A 13,123-nucleotide genomic window follows, 5' to 3' on the forward strand; every position below is an offset into this window, starting at 1 on the left:
AATGATATAACACAAGCGCAAGCAGTAGCAAATAAAGGTGATGATGCGACAGCAACAGAAGTATCAGAGGCACAAGCGAAGGTAACCGCAGCACAAGCGAAATTAGACGAAGCTAAGAAACTGTTAGTACCGCAGTCAGACAATTCAGGATTAACAGCAGCTAAGAATGGATTAGATACAGAGGTTAATAAGGTTGTAGATACAGAAGGTAAGACACCAGCGTCAGTAGCAGAGTACAATGCAGCAAAACAAGCAGCACAAGCAGCATCTGCAGCAGCGCAAAAAGTATTAGACAACCAAAACGCAACAGAACAAGAAATCCAAGCAGAGATAACGAAAGTAAATGCAGCGAAAGATAAGTTAACAGCGGCAGCAAATGGATTAAAACCAGCAGCAACAGCGCAAGCAAAACAAGGATTAGAGGCACCAGTATCAACAGACGGAATGACACCAGATAATAGTGGTAACACTCCAGTCCCTGGTGTGACGACAGACGATAGTAGCAACATCATTCCTGCTACTCCATCGTCTACTGTTGGACAGGCTCAAGCAAGTACTCCAGCTCAAGAAACACCAGTTTCTACAAACACTCCAAACAATTCAGGCAATACGGTGACTCCTAGCGAGACTCGTCCTGTTGACAAGTCTGAGCTTGCTCGATTGGTTGAAGAACTGGAAACTCGTTTGAAAGACTTGGATGGTATAGATAGTACAACGCTTGAGTCAGCTAAAGCTCTTCTTACAGAGATTAAACAAGCTCTTAATGACGAAAGTTTGACAGGGTTCGATTTGCGTGATATTGTTAGAAGAATGAGAGAGGTAATAGACTCCTTGAAAGGTGTGAAAGAAGACCAGCAAAATCAAGAAAAAGATCAGATGAAATACGATAGTCAGACAACTACTGAATTTTCATATGTAGTAATGCTTGGCAGTCTAATTGCCCTCCTTGGTCTCCTTCTCTTCCTCATCGCTCGTCGTAAGAAAGAGTCAGAACTCAAGAAATTACTCAAGGAACTAAGCAAGCTTGAAGCAGAATTGGATTCTACAAGTGTAGATGCGAAAGTTCTCGACCAAGCACGAGAAGCACTCGCTCAAGCAGTTGCCTTCCTAGCCAATGAGAAAGAGTCTGACCACACAGAAGATGAGTTGATTGAGAAACTCAAAGCTATTCTTGCTCAGCTAAGATAAGCAAAGTTTAGACGAGTCGTAAACTAGCTAGAATAGTGATTGAAAGAATGTTGGAAAAACTCAATTTGAGGTGAACATTCAGAAAATCTTTCTCTGATAAAACGCATAATATCAAGCTTTTTAAGGCAAGGTATTATGCGTTTTTATCATTTTGAAACTTTTTCTTCCGTAACGTAACCGCCCAATAACGAAGTCTATTGAAAAATCTCCAGACTAGAGAACTCACGGATAGTTCCTAATCTGGAGATTTCTTATTTGCACTTTTCTTGTACAACTTTAGTCCATGGTAAATAAGCCTCTAAAACCTCTTTGTTTACGAGAGTTTCCTCGTTTGGAAGACATTCTAGAAGATAGGATAGATATTTCTCACTATTTAGTTGATGACGTTTAGCTATTTCCAATAAGCTCATAATAATAGCTCTTGCTTTAGCTCCTTCAAAACTTTGAGAAAACAACCACCCTCGCTTTTTTAAACTGAGCTCAGGCTAAAAGAGTCCACTGGACTCTTTTACTCCGTCCCATAACCAATGATTTAATGGCGCGTTCAGCTAGATTATTGGAAAGGACCAGATGTCCGTCTTTCAAAATGGCCTTAAAGGTTTCTTCATACTTGAGACTGTATTCAATTGCCCTTCCTAGTTTTGAACCAGGTAAAACTGACTGACGCCGACACCAAGCAAAGAAGTCTTCCATTAGGGGTTGGAGCTCTTCTTGACGTTTCTGTAGTCGTTCATCAGCTGGCAAAACCTCCCAGTCTCTTTCCAAGGCAAATAACTGGTCACAATAAGCTAAACCTTTAGCTCCTAAGGATGACTTATCTGCTTGCTTGGGGGTGGATTCAAAAAACTTCCTTCTCACATGCGCCCAACATCCAACAAGTTCAGCTTCTTCCAGTTGACGATAAGCTTCTAGCGGTTCGCAGTTTACCAAGCTTAGCGTCGCCTTGCTCCTAAACCTTGGACTGCTATCCCATAGGCAGAACTAGAGGACTAAAGTCCTAAGTTACTGCCGTAACATGTCACAATGCACATATCCAGAATAATCTCCTAGGAATTCTTGTACTACTGAACCACTTCGACGCTGATCATGGTGGTACAGCGTGATTCCTTGCTTCTCAGCTTTCCCAGACAAAAAAGTCCAATAGTAGGTCAGATGGCTATCACTCTCTAGCACCCTATAAGAAGTTTCATCCGCATGAAGTAAGGGCTGAGTCAATAGTCTCTCTCGCAAGAGGTTATAGAGGGGCTCCAAATAGTATTGACTCGCCTTGATATGCCAATTAGAGATTTCCTTACGTGTGATTGGTAAACCCATCTTAGCCCAATCTTCTTCTTGGCGATAATTGGGGACCTTCAGATTAAACTTCTGATGGATGGTGTGAGCGATAATAGAAGCTGAGCCAAGGCTATGCGCCAAAGGGGCTTTAGGGATAGGAGCTTTCACAATTTTATCACTCGGATTTTTCTCACTGCATGCTTGGCACTTATAAGCGTGTTGGGTATGATCTATTCGTTTTAATTGCGCAGGAATAAAGACTAATTCTTGTCCTTGAAAACTCGCTCCAATCTCTTTTAGCTCTCCCTGACAGTCAGGGCAAATGCAGTCCTCTAAGCGATGATGAACTTCTTCTGAATCAAATTGGGCAAGAAGAGCTTGACGTTTCCCTTTAGCTTTCTTACGTTTATAGGTGATTTCTTCTCTTTCAACTGGGAACCTCTCCATCTTCATCAGATGAAGCTTCCTCCTCAAAAAGGCTGACTTGTCCAGATGGACAAACACTTTTCTCAGAGGATTTTCCATAGAGCTTTTGCGTTAGATAAGCCACTTGTTCACGCAGAAGGGTAAGTTCATTGGTGAGACTATCAATTGTAGCACTCTGTTGTTGAATGATTTTTAATAAGTCTTTCATCATCTTCCCTCTCTGTTTTCTAACTTTATTATACTAAAAAGAAAGTCCTCATTTAAATAGAAATCACGACTTTCTGATGAATTTATTTGGGGAGTGATAGAAAAGCCCTTCATAAGCCAATCTACTTGTTCAGGCGTGAGAGCTTTGACATCCTTTTCTGTACTTGGCCAAGTCAGTTTACCATTCTCAAAGCGTTTATAAAGTAGCCAAAATCTTTGACCATCCCAGTAAAGGGCTTTAAAGCGGTCTTTACGTCCACCACAAAAGAGAAAGACTTGATCTGAGAAAGGATCCAATTCAAAGTTGGTTTTAACGAGATAAGCCAGTGAATCAATGCCTTGTCTCATATCCGTTTTCCCACATACGAGATAGACCTGCCCTAGGCTAGATAGATGAATTGTCATAAAGCAACACCTTATCCAAAAGCCGTTCTACCATTTCGAGATTGAGAGATTGAAAAAAACTTAGTTCAAGCTTGCCAATACGAACTTTAAGCAGAATATCATTTCTCTTTTTAGAATAAAAAGGACGAGATTGTGGAATCTCTACAGGAACAATAGGCTGTGGTATTACAATATCCTCCAATAGTTTTACTTTACGAATAGTATACAGGAGGTCTTCCATGAATGATAGATACCTTGTTATGACGCGCTTACTTTTGTATTTCAGGAAGTGAACGGCTGACTTGGTAACCAGCTGAGGGTAAAGGTTAACTGCTCAACTTTTAGGAGATCTTGGTGTTGAATAGTTGATACTAGTTTTTTGTCCAGTCGGCATTCTTTGACAAAGTTGAAGTGGCTGTGGTTTTGCTCCGTATGAATATCTAGCCATTTATTTTCTTTAGCAAGGTAGATACGGAGATGGTCAAAGAGAGGGATTCCGAGATCATAGATTGATTTTCCTGGACAGGTCGGATAAAATCCGAGAGCTGACCAGATGTACCAAGCAGAGAGACTACCATTGTCTTCATCGCCAGGATAGGCTTGCCAGCTTGGATGAAAGGCTTTCTGACGGAGTGTCTTGATAAGAAGGGCAGTATAGTCAGGGTAGTTACTGTAGCGGAAGAGATAAGGAATGTGGAAGCTAGGCTGGTTGGAAATAGCTATTTGTCCAAAAGGAGCAGTAGCCATTTCGCTCATTTCGTGAATCTCGTAACCATAGCCTGTTGTCTCAAAGAGGGGAGCATCTTGACAGGCTTTCAAAAGATAGTTGCTGAAGGCTTCTTTTCCACCCATAAGTTGGATTAAGTCTGGGATGTCGTGGAGGACGCCTAAAGTCGCTTGAATGGCAGAGCATTCGGCATAATCACGTCCCCAACTATAAGGAGAGAAGTCAGGGCGGAAGTTGCCTTGCTTGTCTCGCGCTCGCATGTAACCTGTCTCAGCATCAAATAGATGGCGGTAATTTTGTGAAGCAGTCCTATAGGTTTCCGCGATGTCATTCTGACCAAGTTTTTTGGCACAGCTGGCGATACAAAAGTCACTATAGGCATAGTCTAGGGTATGACTGACACTTTCGTGGTTGTCGGTAGAGAGGTAGCCTAGTTCTTGGTATTGGGCTAGTCCGTGGCGACCATTGATGCCGAGAGGGTCGAACTTGCTGGCTGTTTCAAGCATGGCTTGAAGGAGTTCTTCTTCCAAGTTGGGAGCCATGTCCTTGCAGGCGCTATCTGCGATAATGCCGTCTAAAAGAGTACCCGGCATCATGCCACGTTCATCTGGAGCCAACCACTTTGGAAGGTAACCAGTATCGCGGTAGCTATTGAGAAATCCTTCTAAAAAGCGACGATAGTGTTCCGGTATGATAAGGGCAAAGAGGGGGAAGGTGGTGCGGAAGGTATCCCAGAAACCATTGTTGCTGAAGAGAACCCCGGGCTTGACAGTACCAGTAGCCAGATCCATGTGGATGGCTTGCCTTGACTCATCAACCTCATAAAAAGTCTGTGGGAAGAGGAAGAGTCTGTAGAGGCAGTGGTCAAAGAAGGTTCGGTCAGCCTCTCCTGTCTCTATAACGTCAAAACGATGGAGGAGATTTTCCCAGTCCGCTTGGGCATTTGTTTTACAGTTATCAAAATCGTCTGGAGGTAGATTAAGAACAGCTTGAGAGTGAGAGATGAAAGAAGTGGCTAGCTGAATTTCAGCATGACTACTTGCTAAGTCAATTCGCCAGTCCCCACCTTCTTGGCTGATAGCAAGAACATCCGTATTCATTTGCAGGGCAGTGAACATCGTTAGTGGATTTTTGTTGGTTTCAGTTTTTCCTTCTTGTCGTAGGGCAAGATTCCTCTTATCTACTTGCTCCACGGTCAGTTCATCTGCTGCGTGAAGATAGAGGGAGAGGGCTTTGCCTTGCTTTTGCTCCAAACGAATAGAAGCACCGTAGCAAGTCGGTGTGAGCTGGGTTTCAATCTGATAGCGCAGGGAGAAAATTTTCAGATAATGAGGTTGGAAAGAGGCCTTATCCATATCATAGGAAGACTGACGATGGAAGAGGCTGTCTCCACCTAGCTGGCCTGTGACAGGAGTCAGGAGGAGCCAAGAGTAGTCCCCAATCCAAGGACTGGGCTGGTGGGTTAGTCGAATCCCCTGAAAGATAGGCAGATGCGGATCGAAAAACCAAGAGCCCTCCTGGTCACTGGTCTGGGGTACAAAGTAATTCATCCCAAAAGGCACGCCTGTGTATGGCAGGGTATTTCCCCGAGAAAAGGCATGCTTGCTGGCAGTTCCAAATCGGGTATTGATGCTTTCAAGTAGTGGTTTCATAGTCTTTCCTTTAGCTGTTTTTCTACATTATATCAGAAAAAGATAGCCTTTAGAAAAGGAGTTTCAAAGATAACTATTTTGTAGAAAAATGACTATCATTTGTGTATGTATTTTCTGTCTCAAAAGCTATATACTGAAAATGAAACTTGTTTGAAAGAGGATACTGCACGATGATTTATTCAAAAGAAATTGTTAGAGAATGGCTAGGTGAAGTAGCAGAACGTGCTAAGGACCATCCAGAGTGGGTGGATGTTTTCGAGCGTTGCTACACCGACACCTTGGACAATACAGTTGAAATCCTAGAAGATGGTTCAACCTTTGTGCTCACAGGAGATATTCCTGCTATGTGGCTTCGGGATTCGACAGCTCAACTCAGACCCTACCTGCATGTGGCTAAAAGAGATTCGCTCCTGCGTCAGACCATTGCAGGTTTGGTCAAACGTCAGATGACCTTGGTACTCAAGGATCCTTATGCCAATTCCTTCAACATTGAGGAAAACTGGAAGGGGCACCATGAGACTGACCACACAGACCTTAATGGCTGGATTTGGGAACGCAAGTATGAGGTGGACTCGCTTTGCTATCCTTTGCAGTTGGCTTATCTCCTCTGGAAAGAGACTGGCGAGACTAGTCAGTTTGATGAGACTTTTGTCGCAGCGACTAAGGAAATTCTCCATCTTTGGACGGTGGAACAAGACCACAAGAACTCTCCTTATCGTTTTGTCCGAGATACGGACCGCAAGGAAGACACCTTGGTAAATGATGGCTTTGGACCTGATTTTGCAGTGACAGGCATGACCTGGTCAGCCTTTCGTCCGAGTGATGATTGCTGTCAGTATAGTTACTTGATTCCGTCAAATATGTTTGCTGTAGTAGTCTTGGGTTATGTGCAAGAAATCTTTGCAGCATTAAACCTAGCTGATAGCCAGAGTGTTATCACTGATGCTAAGCGCCTCCAGTCTGAAATCCAAGAAGGTATCGAAAACTATGCTTACACCACCAACAGCAAGGGCGAAAAGATTTATGCCTTTGAAGTGGATGGTCTAGGAAATGCTAGCATCATGGATGATCCAAACGTACCAAGTCTGCTGGCTGCACCTTATCTGGGCTACTGCGATGTCAACGATAAAGTGTATCAAGCAACTCGTCGTACCATTCTGAGCCCTGAAAATCCCTACTTCTACCAAGGAGAATACGCTAGTGGTCTCGGAAGTTCTCATACCTTCTATCGCTATATCTGGCCAATCGCCCTTTCTATCCAAGGCTTGACAACAAGAGATAAGGCAGAGAAAAAATTCTTGCTGGATCAGCTGGTTGCTTGCGATGGTGGTACAGGTGTTATGCACGAAAGCTTCCACGTGGATGACCCAACTCTCTACTCTCGTGAATGGTTCTCTTGGGCCAACATGATGTTCTGTGAGTTGGTCTTGGATTACTTGGATATTCGCTAAGGAGCGCGCTTTCGCTCAACCGATTCTTGTCAGAATCACAAATTTACATTTAAAACGTTAACAATAAAAATTTAAATTTAGAATGAGGTTTTACTTCATGGAAAATGTTGTCGTACATATTATCTCACATAGTCACTGGGACCGTGAGTGGTACTTGCCTTTTGAAAGCCACCGTATGCAGTTGGTGGAATTGTTTGACAATCTCTTTGATCTCTTTGAAAATGACCCTGAGTTCAAGAGTTTCCACTTGGATGGACAAACTATTGTCCTTGATGATTACTTGGAGATTCGCCCTGAAAATCGCGACAAAGTCCAACGATACATCGACGAAGGAAAATTGAAAATTGGTCCCTTTTACATCTTGCAAGATGACTACTTGATTTCAAGTGAAGCCAATGTCCGCAATACTCTTATTGGTCAGCAAGAAGCTGCCAAATGGGGCAAATCAACCCAGATTGGTTACTTCCCAGATACCTTTGGAAATATGGGACAAGCGCCTCAAATCCTTCAAAAATCAGGCATTCACGTGGCAGCTTTTGGTCGTGGTGTGAAGCCGATTGGATTTGACAACCAAGTCCTCGAAGATGAGCAGTTTACTTCTCAGTTTTCAGAAATGTACTGGCAGGGTGCGGACGGAAGTCGTGTCCTCGGTATCCTCTTTGCCAACTGGTACAGTAACGGGAATGAAATCCCAGTTGATAAAGAAGAGGCCTTGACCTTCTGGAAACAAAAACTGGCAGACGTGCGTGACTATGCTTCGACCAACCAGTGGTTGATGATGAACGGCTGTGACCACCAGCCTGTACAGCGAAATCTGAGCGAAGCTATTCGTGTGGCAAATGAACTCTTCCCAGATGTAACCTTTGTTCATAGTTCTTTTGATGAATATGTCCAAGCCGTGGAAAGTGCCCTACCAGAGCAATTATCAACGGTTACAGGTGAGTTGACCAGTCAGGAAACAGATGGCTGGTACACACTTGCCAACACTTCTTCATCTCGTATTTATCTCAAACAAGCCTTCCAAGAAAATAGCAACCTCCTAGAGCAAGTTGTAGAACCCTTGACAATTATCACTGGGGGTCATAACCACAAGGACCAGTTGACCTATGCTTGGAAAACTCTTTTGCAAAATGCGCCGCATGATAGTATCTGTGGCTGTAGCGTGGACGAAGTTCACCGAGAGATGGAAACTCGTTTTGCCAAGGTCAACCAAGTAGGAAACTTTGTTAAGGCCAATCTTCTCAACGAGTGGAAGGGTAAAATTGCTACGGCTAAGGCTCAAAGTGACTATCTCTTTACGGTTATTAACACAGGCTTGCATGATAAGGTTGATACTGTCAGCACAGTGATTGATGTGGCGACTTGTGATTTCAAGGAATTACACCCAACGGAAGGCTACAAGAAGATGGCTGCTCTTACCTTGCCAAGCTACCGTGTGGAGGATTTGGATGGGCGTCCTGTAGAGGCTAAAATCGAAGACCTTGGGGCTAATTTTGAGTACGATTTACCAAAAGACAAGTTCCGCCAAGCTCGTATCGCTCGACAAGTGCGCGTGACCATTCCAGTTCACCTAGCGCCACTTTCTTGGACAACTTTCCAATTGCTGGAAGGAAAACAAGAACACCGTGAGGGTATTTACCAAAACGGAGTGATTGATACGCCATTTGTAACGGTGAGTGTGGATGACAACATCACAGTCTATGATAAGACAACTCACGAAGCCTATGAAGATTTTATCCGCTTCGAAGACCGTGGTGACATCGGAAACGAGTATATCTATTTCCAACCAAAAGGAACAGAGCCAATCTATGCAGAGCTTAAGGGCTACGAGGTCTTGGAAAACACAGCTCGCTATGCTAAGATTTTGCTCAAACATGAATTGACCGTGCCTGTCAGTGCCGATGAAAAACTAGAAGAAGAGCAAAAAGGCATCATCGAGTTTATGAAGCGTGAAGCTGGACGTTCAGAAGAATTGACAAGCATTCCTCTTGAAACAGAGATGACTGTCTTCGTTGATAATCCACAAATCCGTTGCAAGACTCGCTTTACTAACACTGCCAAAGACCACCGTATCCGTCTTTTGGTTAAGACTCACAACACGCGTCCAAGCAATGATTCTGAAAGCATCTATGAGGTGGTGACACGACCAAACAAACCAGCAGCTTCATGGGAAAATCCTGAAAATCCTCAACACCAACAAGCCTTTGTTAGTCTGTATGACGATGAAAAAGGGGTGACTGTATCCAACAAGGGATTGAATGAATATGAAATCCTTGGAGACGACACCATTGCAGTGACCATTCTGCGTGCGTCAGGTGAGCTAGGTGACTGGGGTTACTTCCCAACACCAGAAGCACAATGCTTGCGTGAGTTTGAAGTCGAGTTTGCACTTGAATGCCACCAATCCCAAGAACGCTTCTCAGCCTATCGTCGCGCCAAAGCCTTGCAGACACCATTTACCAGCCTTCAACTTGCTAGACAAGAAGGAAGCGTGGCTGCGACTGGTAGCCTCTTGAGTCATGCGGCCCTCAGCTTACCGCAAATCTGTCCAACAGCCTTTAAGGTAGCTGAAAATGAAGAAGGCTATGTTCTTCGTTACTACAATATGTGTAGTGAAAATGTACGTGTACCAGAAAGTCAACATCTCTTCCTTGACCTACTTGAACGACCATACCCAGTTCATTTAGGACTATTGGCTCCACAAGAAATTCGTACAGAATTGATTAAAAAAGAAGAAATCTAATTTCAAAAAGTAAACATAAAAAGAAAGGAGGGGCGAAAAGGTAAGAACTAACTGCTGATTCGCCCCTTTTTATGGTAAAAACAATGACCATTGCAACGATTGATATCGGAGGGACTGGGATTAAGTTTGCCAGTCTGACTCCTGATGGGAAAATACTAGATAAGACAAGTATTTCAACGCCTGAAAACTTGGAGGATTTACTAGCGTGGCTAGATCAACGCTTGTCAGAACAGGATTACAGTGGGATTGCTATGAGCGTTCCAGGTGCGGTCAATCAAGAGACAGGTGTGATTGATGGCTTCAGTGCGGTGCCCTACATTCACGGATTTTCTTGGTATGAGGCGCTTAGCTCTTATCAGATTCCTGTCCATCTGGAAAATGATGCTAACTGCGTTGGACTCAGTGAATTACTAGCTCATCCAGAACTTGAAAATGCAGCCTGTGTCGTAATTGGGACAGGGATTGGCGGAGCCATGATTATCAATGGTAGACTTCATCGAGGTCGCCACGGTCTGGGTGGAGAATTTGGCTATATGACAACCCTTGCCCCTGCTGAAAAGCTCAACAACTGGTCGCAACTAGCGTCAACTGGGAATATGGTGCGATACGTGATTGAAAAATCTGGTCAGACTGATTGGAACGGTCGCAAGATTTACCAAGAGGCTGCAGCTGGGAATACTCTTTGTCAAGAAGCTATTGAGCGCATGAACCGCAATCTGGCGCAAGGCTTGCTTAATATCCAGTATCTCATCGACCCAGATGTCATTAGTCTGGGAGGCTCTATCAGTCAAAATCCAGATTTTATTCAAGGTGTTAAGAAGGCTGTCGATGAATTTGTCGAAACCTACGAAGAATATACGGTCGCACCAGTTATCCAAGCCTGCACCTATCATGCAGATGCCAATCTCTACGGTGCCCTTGTCAACTGGTTACAGGAGGAAAATCAATGGTAAGATTTACAGGAATTAGTTCCAAACAAACTCAAGCTATAGAGTTGCTTCAAAAGCACATTTCGCTACCAGATATAGAGGTAGCTATCGCTCAGTCAGACCAAGCCTCTATCTCTATCAAGGGTGAGGGTAGCCGCTATCAACTAACTTATCGCAAACCTCACCAACTTTATCGTGCCTTGTCCTTGTTGGCAACAGTTCTAGCAGAAGGTGATAAAGTAGAGATTGAGGAACAAGCAGCTTACGAAGATTTAGCCTATATGGCTGACTGTTCGCGCAATGCGGTGCTGAATGTCGCTTCTGCCAAGCAGATGATTGAACTCTTAGCTCTCATGGGCTATTCAACCTTTGAACTTTACATGGAAGACACTTACCAGATTGAAGGGCAGCCTTACTTTGGCTATTTCCGTGGAGCCTACTCAGCTGAGGAGTTGCAGGAAATCGAAGCCTATGCCCAGCAGTTTGACATGACCTTTGTGCCATGTATCCAGACCTTGGCTCACTTGTCAGCCTTTGTTAAATGGGGTGTCAAGGAAGTGCAGGAATTCCGTGATGTGGAGGACATTCTTCTTATCGGCGAAGAAAAGGTTTATGACCTGATTGATGGCATGTTTGCTACTCTGTCTAAACTGCAAACCCGCAAGGTCAATATCGGGATGGACGAAGCCCACTTGGTTGGCTTGGGACGTTATTTGATATTGAACGGTGTTGTGGATCGTAGTCTCCTAATGTGTCAACACTTGGAGCGCGTGCTGGATATTGCTGATAAATATGGATTCCACTGCCAGATGTGGAGCGATATGTTCTTCAAACTCATGTCAGCGGATGGTCAGTACGACCGTGATGTGGAAATTCCAGAGGAAACGCGTGTCTACCTAGACCGTCTCAAAGACCGAGTGACTTTGGTTTATTGGGACTATTATCAGGATAGCGAGGAAAAATATAACCGCAATTTCCGTAATCACCACAAGATTAGCCAAGATCTTGCCTTTGCAGGGGGTGCTTGGAAGTGGATTGGATTTACACCTCACAACCATTTTAGCCGTCTAGTGGCTATCGAGGCTAATAAAGCCTGCCGTGCCAATCAGATTAAAGAAGTCATCGTAACTGGTTGGGGAGACAATGGTGGTGAAACTGCCCAGTTCTCTATCCTACCAAGCTTGCAAATCTGGGCAGAACTCAGCTACCGCAATGACCTAGACCGACTGTCTGCTCATTTCCAGACCAATACAGGTCTATCGGTTGAAGATTTTATGCAGATTGACCTTGCTAACCTCTTGCCAGATTTGCCGGACAATCTCAGTGGCATCAATCCTAACCGCTATGTCTTTTATCAGGATGTTCTCTGTCCAATTCTTGACCAGCATATGACACCTGAACAGGATAAGCCACACTTCGCTCAGGCTGCTGAGACGCTTGCTGACATTAAAGAAAAAGCAGGGAACTATGCCTACCTTTTTGAAACTCAGGCCCAGTTGAACCAGATTTTAAGTAGCAAAGTGGATGTGGGACGACGCATTCGTCAGGCCTATCAAGCGGATGATAAAGAAAGTCTGCAAGAAATCGCCAGACAAGAATTACCAGAACTCAGAAGCGCGATCGAACACTTCCATGCCCTCTTTAGCCACCAATGGCTGAAAGAAAACAAGGTCTTTGGTTTGGATACAGTTGACATCCGTATGGGCGGACTCTTGCAACGCATCAAACGAGCAGAAAGCCGTATCAAGGCTTATCTGGCTGGCCAGCTTGACCGCATCGACGAACTAGAAGTGGAAATCCTGCCATTTAACGACTTCTACGCAGACAAGGGCTTCGCAGCCACAACAGCCAACCAATGGCATACCATTGCGACAGCTTCAACGATTTACACGACCTAAAACAAGAACACCTTGCTTGGCGCAGGGTGTTTCGCGTGAAACAGAAGAATTATCTAGTTTCAAATGCCACAGTTAGACAAACTTATGATAAAATAGCAGAAAGGGAATGTTTCCTAAGAGCAATTCTATCGATTAGCAATTGGAGGTATTGTGGTACACTTAAAATTAGTAAAACAAGTGTTTTTTTTGTGATGGTTTCAGATAAGAGAGTTTTTTAATACTCAATGAAAATCAAAGAGCAAA

General features: G+C 44.0%; 9 protein-coding genes and 1 pseudogene. 5 read left to right on the forward strand and 5 right to left on the reverse strand.

The window, feature by feature from the left end; all coding sequences use genetic code 11:
* The coding region (locus tag HT698_RS05980; protein WP_173264389.1) for an FIVAR domain-containing protein at positions 1–1,188 on the forward strand (1,188 nt) is incomplete at its 5' end.
* 251 nt (positions 1,189–1,439) lie between these two features.
* On the opposite strand, the pseudogene HT698_RS10520 reads toward HT698_RS05980, so the two are convergent.
* The 5 genes and pseudogenes from HT698_RS10520 to HT698_RS06015 form a co-directional block, all read right to left on the reverse strand.
* Positions 1,440–2,916: pseudogene (locus HT698_RS10520) on the reverse strand (IS66 family transposase).
* A complete protein-coding gene (locus HT698_RS06000; protein ID WP_101514840.1) occupies positions 2,891–3,097 on the reverse strand; it encodes a transposase in 207 nt (68 codons plus the stop codon). Before HT698_RS06000 ends, HT698_RS10520 begins: the two are co-directional and overlap by 26 nt.
* Entirely contained in the window at positions 3,097–3,501 is a 405-nt protein-coding gene (tnpB, locus tag HT698_RS06005; RefSeq protein WP_240147151.1) for an IS66 family insertion sequence element accessory protein TnpB, read from the reverse strand. Before tnpB ends, HT698_RS06000 begins: the two co-directional genes overlap by 1 nt.
* Positions 3,482–3,667, reverse strand: coding sequence for a hypothetical protein (locus HT698_RS06010; protein WP_173218616.1), 186 nt, complete (start codon positions 3,665–3,667; stop codon positions 3,482–3,484). The genes tnpB and HT698_RS06010 overlap by 20 nt, the downstream gene beginning before the upstream one ends.
* 95 nt (positions 3,668–3,762) lie before the next feature.
* Positions 3,763–5,859 (reverse strand): GH92 family glycosyl hydrolase, encoded by a 2,097-nt coding sequence (locus tag HT698_RS06015; RefSeq protein ID WP_173218606.1) that lies wholly within the window; start codon positions 5,857–5,859, stop codon positions 3,763–3,765.
* A gap of 170 nt (positions 5,860–6,029) precedes the next feature.
* Between HT698_RS06015 and HT698_RS06020 the strand changes: the two genes are divergently transcribed.
* The 4 genes from HT698_RS06020 (at position 6,030) to HT698_RS06035 (ending at position 12,880) form a co-directional block, all read left to right on the forward strand.
* Positions 6,030–7,310, forward strand: coding sequence for a glycoside hydrolase family 125 protein (locus tag HT698_RS06020; protein WP_173218608.1), 1,281 nt, complete (start codon positions 6,030–6,032; stop codon positions 7,308–7,310).
* Positions 7,311–7,407: 97 nt separating this feature from the next.
* A complete protein-coding gene (locus HT698_RS06025) occupies positions 7,408–10,053 on the forward strand; it encodes an alpha-mannosidase (RefSeq protein WP_173218610.1) in 2,646 nt (881 codons plus the stop codon).
* Positions 10,054–10,136: 83 nt separating this feature from the next.
* Positions 10,137–11,006: an ROK family protein gene (locus tag HT698_RS06030; protein ID WP_173218618.1), complete on the forward strand. Its 870-nt coding sequence runs from the start codon at positions 10,137–10,139 to the stop codon at positions 11,004–11,006.
* The gene (locus HT698_RS06035; RefSeq protein ID WP_173218612.1) at positions 11,000–12,880 is read left to right on the forward strand and encodes a beta-N-acetylhexosaminidase; all 1,881 of its coding nucleotides are present in this window, start codon (positions 11,000–11,002) and stop codon (positions 12,878–12,880) included. Before HT698_RS06030 ends, HT698_RS06035 begins: the two co-directional genes overlap by 7 nt.
* The last annotated feature ends 243 nt before the right edge of the window (positions 12,881–13,123 follow it).

The sequence above is a fragment of the Streptococcus sp. 3109 genome (assembly GCF_013276905.1).
GTDB lineage: Bacteria > Bacillota > Bacilli > Lactobacillales > Streptococcaceae > Streptococcus.

Coding starts and splice junctions, on each gene's coding strand:
- HT698_RS06000 (WP_101514840.1), bottom strand. CDS start 3,097: ATGAAAGACTTATTAAAAATCATTCAACAACAGAGTGCTACAATTGAT.
- tnpB (WP_240147151.1), bottom strand. CDS start 3,501: ATGACAATTCATCTATCTAGCCTAGGGCAGGTCTATCTCGTATGTGGG.
- HT698_RS06015 (WP_173218606.1), bottom strand. CDS start 5,859: ATGAAACCACTACTTGAAAGCATCAATACCCGATTTGGAACTGCCAGC.
- HT698_RS06020 (WP_173218608.1), top strand. CDS start 6,030: ATGATTTATTCAAAAGAAATTGTTAGAGAATGGCTAGGTGAAGTAGCA.
- HT698_RS06025 (WP_173218610.1), top strand. CDS start 7,408: ATGGAAAATGTTGTCGTACATATTATCTCACATAGTCACTGGGACCGT.
- HT698_RS06030 (WP_173218618.1), top strand. CDS start 10,137: ATGACCATTGCAACGATTGATATCGGAGGGACTGGGATTAAGTTTGCC.
- HT698_RS06035 (WP_173218612.1), top strand. CDS start 11,000: ATGGTAAGATTTACAGGAATTAGTTCCAAACAAACTCAAGCTATAGAG.